At 68.7% G+C, this 6,000-nt stretch carries 4 protein-coding genes and 1 pseudogene; 4 read left to right on the top strand and 1 reads right to left on the bottom strand.

Translation table 11 applies throughout. The features are described 5' to 3' along the window. Nucleotides 1-78 precede the first annotated feature (78 nt). Nucleotides 79-462: pseudogene (locus ABD210_RS32335) on the bottom strand (integrase core domain-containing protein); the annotation flags it as partial. 173 nt (nt 463-635) lie between these two features. Between ABD210_RS32335 and ABD210_RS32330 the strand changes: the two are divergent. The 4 genes from ABD210_RS32330 to ABD210_RS32315 all read left to right on the top strand — a co-directional run bounded on the left by ABD210_RS32330 (nt 636) and on the right by ABD210_RS32315 (nt 5,729). Then, nucleotides 636-2,261, top strand: a complete 1,626-nt coding sequence (locus tag ABD210_RS32330; protein ID WP_344116871.1) for a Mu transposase C-terminal domain-containing protein — start codon at nt 636-638, stop codon at nt 2,259-2,261. Then, nucleotides 2,255-3,184: a TniB family NTP-binding protein gene (locus tag ABD210_RS32325; protein ID WP_344116869.1), complete on the top strand. Its 930-nt coding sequence runs from the start codon at nt 2,255-2,257 to the stop codon at nt 3,182-3,184. The genes ABD210_RS32330 and ABD210_RS32325 overlap by 7 nt, the downstream gene beginning before the upstream one ends. Further along, nucleotides 3,181-4,389 carry a TniQ family protein gene (locus ABD210_RS32320; RefSeq protein WP_344116868.1) on the top strand — a complete coding sequence of 403 codons (1,209 nt, stop codon included), beginning with the start codon at nt 3,181-3,183 and terminating at the stop codon, nt 4,387-4,389. The genes ABD210_RS32325 and ABD210_RS32320 overlap by 4 nt, the downstream gene beginning before the upstream one ends. Nucleotides 4,390-4,532: 143 nt before the next feature. Then, a complete protein-coding gene (locus tag ABD210_RS32315; protein WP_344116866.1) occupies nt 4,533-5,729 on the top strand; it encodes a recombinase family protein in 1,197 nt (398 codons plus the stop codon). The last annotated feature ends 271 nt before the right edge of the window (nt 5,730-6,000 follow it).

The following is a 6,000-nucleotide window of genomic DNA, read 5'->3' as shown; positions in this document are numbered from 1 at the left end:
GAAGCCACGAGGCGCCCACCCCGAACACACTCCGGGACGGGCGCCTCAACCTGCCTATTGACAAGAGGTCCCTACATATCAGCTGTAATGCTCAGGCAGGTTGGTTAAGCGGGTGATGGGTGGGATTTTGCCGATCGCGGTGTGGGGTCGGTGGTGGTTGTAGTGGTGGAGCCATGCTGGCAGGGCTGCTCGGCGGGTGGTTTCGTCGGGGTAGAAGTGGGCGAAGGCCCATCCGTCGGCGAGGGCGCGGTGGAATCTCTCGATTTTGCCGTTGGTCTGGGGCCGGTAGGGGCGGGTTCTCTTGGGCGTGATGCCGAGTTCGGTGCAGGTGTCGCGCCAGAGGTGGCTGCGGTAGGCGGAGCCGTTGTCGGACAGGACTCGTTCGATGGTGGTGATGCCGCGGTCGGCGTACCAGGTGACTGCGTTGCGGAGTACTGCGGTGGCAGTGGCGGCGGTTTCGTTGTTGTCGATGTCCGAAGTCGTCTGCACAGATTCAGCGCTCCGAAGTGACCGGTTTGCAGGCGAGTGCGAGTCATCGCGGTGTACCGAAGTCGCCTGCACTAGCGTCCTGAGCTCGGCGGATTCGCGAGCTTGGAGACACGGCTTTGGACCAGGACGAGGTATCTGAACGTGGTGTGCTGACGGCATCGGACGAGCTGTGGGAGGCCGCTGTACGGCAGGCCGCGGTGATCAGCCGCCTGGCCGCGCTGGACTCCGCAGGTGTGACCGCTGTAGACGCGGCGGCTGACGAGCTCGGGCTGTCGCGGCGCCAGGTCTACGTGCTGCTGGGCCGGTGGCGTGATGGCGGCGGCGTGGTGTCGGACCTGTTGCCGGGCCGGTCCGACGGCGGCCGCGGTGGGAGCCGACTGCCCGACGACGTCGAGGCGATCGTTCGGCAGGTACTGCACGCTCGCTATTTGACCAGGCAGCGGCGATCGGTGGCAGCCGTCTGCCGGGAGATCACCCGGCTGTGCCGGGTTCGTGGTCTGCAGGTGCCGTCGCGTGGCACGGTCCTGCGCCGGGTCGCGCAGCTGGATCCGGTGCAGTCGACCCAGGCGCGGGAAGGCCGCGACGCGGCGAGGACGAAGAGTTCGGCCGGCGGCGTACCACCGGAGATCACGCAGCTGCTGCAGCAGGTGCAGATGGACCACACGCCGGTCGACGTGATCGTGGTCGACGAACGTCAGCGCCTGCCGATCGGCCGCCCGTATCTCACGGCGGCGATCGACGTCGCGAGTCGCTGCATCATGGGCCTGGTGGTGACACTCGAGGCGCCCTCGGCGACGTCGGTCGGGTTGTGCCTGGCACGGATGGCGACTGGCAAGCAGGCCTGGCTGGAGCAGCTGGGTGTGGAGGCGGTGTGGCCGATGAGCGGGAAGCCGCACGAGCTGTACGTGGACAACGCGAGCGAGTTCAAGAGCGAGGCGCTGCGTCGCGGGTGTGAGCAGCACGGCGTCGCGTTGTCGTACCGGCCGCCGGGCTTGCCGCACTTCGGCGGGATCGTGGAGCGGGTGATCGGCACGATGATGGGCCTGGTCCACGACGAGCTGCCCGGTACGACGTTCTCGAACGTCACTGAGCGCGGCGCTTACGATTCCGACGGCCGCGCGGTGCTGACGATGGCCGAGCTGAACGCCTGGCTTGCCCTGGCGGTGGCCTGCTACCACGGCCAGGTCCACGACGGATTGGGCCGAACTCCGGCCGCAGTGTGGTTCGAGCTCGCCGAGCGCGACGGTACCCCGGGCACGGTGTCGAACGAGACGGCGTTCCTGGTCGACTTTCTGCCGGTGTTCCGCCGCACTGTGTCGCGGAGCGGGTTCGTGATCGACCACGTGCAGTACTACTGCGATGCGCTCAAGCCCTGGATCGCTCGCCGAGACGAGCTGGGCAAGCTCGTACTGCGGCGGGATCCGCGCGACATCAGCCGGATCTGGGCCTTGGATCCGGACGGTACGACGTACCTCGCGGTGCCGTACCGGGTGCTTTCGCGGCCACCGATCAGTATCTGGGAGCAGCAGGCCGCCATCACCCGGCTGCGGCAGCAGGGCCGCGCCGACGTCGACGAGCAGGCGCTATTCGCCACGGTCGCGCAGATGCGCGAGATCACCGACACCGCCGCGGCCACGACCCGCAAGGCCCGCCGGGACAGGGAACGCCGTACCTCGACGCCCGCAGCCGACCCGAACGTCCTGCCTGTCCCAGCGGCGCCGGCGGTTGAGATGGGCATGGTCCGGCCGTTCGAGGTGATCGAGCAATGGTGAGGCCGGAGGTCGTTGTCGAGGGCACCGACTTGGATCTGAGTCACCTGCACGAGGCGGTACGGCCGATCGCCGCTCTGCCGGCGGCGGAGCGGTTGGGGTATGTCCGGGCCGACCGGTGGATCGGGTACCCCGCTGCTAACGAGGCGCTGCAGCGGCTGGAGAATCTGCTGGCGTGGCCGGTCAAGCAGCGGATGCCGAACCTGCTCCTGGTCGGGCCGACGAACAACGGCAAGTCGATGATCATCGAGAAGTTCCGCCGCGATCACCCGACGGTCTCGCACGCCGACCGCGAGGAGATCCCGGTCTTGGCGTTGCAGATGCCGTCGAATCCGTCGGTGACCCGGTTTTACACCACGATCTTGACCGCGATGGGCGCACCGCTGCGCAAGACCTACCAGATCGCCCACCTGGAGCAGGTCGTGCTGCAGATGCTCCGCGGCGCCGGGGTGCGGATGCTGGTGATCGATGAGCTGCACAACGTCTTCGGTGGCACTGGGGACCGGCGCCGCGAGTTCTTGAACCTGCTGCGGTTTCTCGGCAACGAGCTGCGGATCCCGCTGGTCGGTGTCGGCACCCACGAGGCGTACCTCGCGATCCGGGCCGACGACCAGCTGGAGAACCGGTTCGCCCCACTGCCGCTGCCGCGGTGGGAACCCACCACAGCCGACGCGTGCTCGCTGCTAGCGAGTTTCGCCGCGGCGTTCCCGTTGCGGCGGCCGTCGCTGGTTGCGACGCCGGAGATGACGTCATACCTGCTGACCCGGAGCGAAGGAACCATCGGTGAGCTGGCTGGCCTGCTCACCGATGCAGCGGTTGCCGCGATCGAGTGCGGAGAGGAGTCGATCAACCAGCGCACGCTTCAGCTGGCCTCGTACGCCGGCCCGACCGAACGCCGGCGCCTGTTCGAGCGCGAACTCACGTGACAGTACCGCCGGGCAGGTGGCCGCTACACCCGCCGCCGGGCCAGCTGGAGTCGCTGTCGTCGTGGCTAGACCGGCTGGCCGTGCTGTACGGCATGACCGCGAGCAACCTCATCGGGGAGCACAACCTCGACCTTGACGGCGTGACCGTGCCGCACGATCTCGACTTCGACCCGCCCTGGACGATGCTGCTCGCCCTGGCCCAGCGAACCGGCGTCGAGCCTGGCCAGCTGCAGGCCATGACGCTGTCGGGGTGGGCGCTGTACCTGTTCGACACCCCCGGCTTACCCCGGCCGGGCCAGCAGCAGCAGGTGTTCGTCAACTACGTCCGGTCCAACACGGTGCTGCTGGCACTGGGTGAGGCCGGTCACAACCAGGTCGGCGACTCGCGCCGCTGGAACGGACCGTGGCGCCCCACCCACAGGCTGACCCGGCAATGCCCGGTCTGCGCTGCCGACCCCGGGCGCGGCAGTTCCTTGATGTGGCAGCTCTCGGTGATGGTGAGCTGCGGCGAGCACGGCTGCTACCTGGAAGATCGCCAGCAGGTCACGCTCCACATGCTGACCCACCAGCAACCGATGCCACCACGGATGGTGCCCGAACCGCTCGCCACACTCGAGCGATACACCCACACCGCGCTGACGACAGGATGCGTGGACCTGCCCGGTCGGCAGGTCCACGCGGCAGTCTGGCTGCGGCTGTTGCGATCGCTGCTGGATGAGGTCAGTCTCGCGCTGAGCACCCGCCGTACCGAGGCCCGCACCACGCTCCAGAAAGTGTGGGCCGCCACCGGCCTACCCGAGCGGGGCGGGCTGAACGTCTGGCAGGTCTACGAACGCCTGGAGCCGGAGCTGCAGCACTGGATGCTGCGCGCCGCGGCCGCGGCCCTCGACCTCGCCGCCAAGGGCGAGATCACCGCGTGCGGCCGGCTCGGGTCCGCGATCCAGCCGCATCGCCGCCAGTACGTCTACGACGGCGACCGCCCGGCCGCACCCACCGCCTGGCGGGAAGCAGTCGCCGACGCCGAAGTGCTAATGGTCCAGGCCCGCATCGACCACCGCGTCGCCCGCCAGCTCCTGGCATGGCTCACCGCCAGCTGCCCCAGCCTCGCCCAATTCGAGCAGCAACGTGCCTACCTGTTCGGCGCCGGCATCCCGGCCGCGTTCCTGCCCGGACCCGCCGGGCTCGGCCGAACCGACCTGGTCTGATGACCAGCCGCTCGTCTCACCGCTGTCTCGGAAGTGAGGTTTCGAGAATGGCTCGTGAGACAGCCGATCTAGACGAAACAAACTCGCGAGACACCGTCCCTGTCTCACCGATGCGGCAGTGTCAGTATCGATACTGTTGGGACATGACAGCGACGGGCGTCACCGGGATCGAGTGGGGCTACGCCCGCGTCTCGACCAAGAAGCAGGACCTGCACCGCCAGGTCCACGCCCTGACCACCTACGGCATCCCCGACGGCCCGACCGGCGACGACCAGCGGCTGTACGTCGACAAGCTCACCGGCAAGCACTTCAATCGTCAGGGCTGGCTCGAGCTCCGGCCTCGGCTCCGCGCCGGCGACGTCCTCAACCTGCCCGAGCTGGATCGGCTGGGCCGGACGCAGACCGAGATGTTGCACCTGTTCAACGAGCTCACCGCCATGGGCGTGCACGTGAACGTGATCGGCGGGCCGATCCCGTTCGACACCCGCAACCCCGGCCCCGCGACCGAGATGGCCAAGGCGCTGTTGCTGTTCCTTGGGCAGGTCGAGCTGATCTACAAGCAAGAGCGGGTTGCGTCGGCGCGGGAGTCCGGCAAGACCGCCCACCGTCCACGCAAGCTCACCGCCCGGCTCGAGGAGGACCTAGCAGGCGAGTTCATGACCGGTACGCCGGTCGACGAACTCGTGACGAAGTACGGCGTCTCGCGGGCCACCGTCTATCGGATCGCCCGCGAACATCAGGTCAAGAACAACGCGCGCCGCGCGATCACCCCAGCCGGCCGGGGCAAGTCGCTGACGCCCGGCCAGATCGGTACCGCGCACCGGCTGAAAGCCGATGGGCTGTCGCTCCGGCGGATCGCCGAAGCGGTCGGGTCCAGCCGGGCCACCGTGCACCGGGCACTCACCATCGGCCACACCGCGACAGTGGCCGCAGATCTGGCCATCGTCATCGCATCCCACGGCCAGGCCAACCAACACCGTCTCGGTTGCCCAGGCTGCGGCAGCGTGCCCAACGGGAAGGTCGCAGCCGCGCGGCTCCGCGAAGAACTCCAGACCGACTGGTGGTCAACCAGCGACCAGAACCCGGACCGGATCCAGGTAACGCAGCACTGCGGCCGGTGCCAGCCACACACCGTCTACGCCGTGGCGTGCCTGGCCTGCGGCGACGGCCCGCTCCTGACCGGCCAGCTCGCCGAACTGGCCAGGGACACCGAGCCGCAGCAACTGCCCGACGTCGTGACCGGCGAACTCACCCGCGCCGGGTGGCGCTGGACACAGACGTCTCACGCCACTGGCTGGGTCTGCTGCCAGCCGGCCGCACCAGCTGAGGAGGGCCGGTGATCAGGGCCGCGCGTGCCGCCGTCGAGCGCTTGACCACGGCGTACGCCAACCTGCGGTACTACACGACAGTGGAAGTACCGCCCCGGTGTACCGGCGCTGCCCGGCCTGCCAGCGAGTCGAAGCGCTGGGCTATCGGCGCGGGGGTATCCGGGACGAGCCCAGCCCGGCGTCTGGTGAAAGCGCGATGCCGCCGGAGTACCGGTGCCGCTGGTGCGACGAGTTCAGCCCGAGGGTGCAAGCGAGATCGACCTCGCCGACCCGGCTGTCGATA

It is taken from the genome of Kribbella alba (assembly GCF_039529635.1).
GTDB lineage: Bacteria > Actinomycetota > Actinomycetes > Propionibacteriales > Kribbellaceae > Kribbella > Kribbella alba.
The sequence above is the reverse complement of the archived record's forward strand: the minus strand, read 5'-3'. Positions and strand labels throughout refer to the sequence as shown.

Coding starts and splice junctions, on each gene's coding strand:
- ABD210_RS32325 (WP_344116869.1), top strand. CDS start 2,255: ATGGTGAGGCCGGAGGTCGTTGTCGAGGGCACCGACTTGGATCTGAGT.
- ABD210_RS32315 (WP_344116866.1), top strand. CDS start 4,533: ATGACAGCGACGGGCGTCACCGGGATCGAGTGGGGCTACGCCCGCGTC.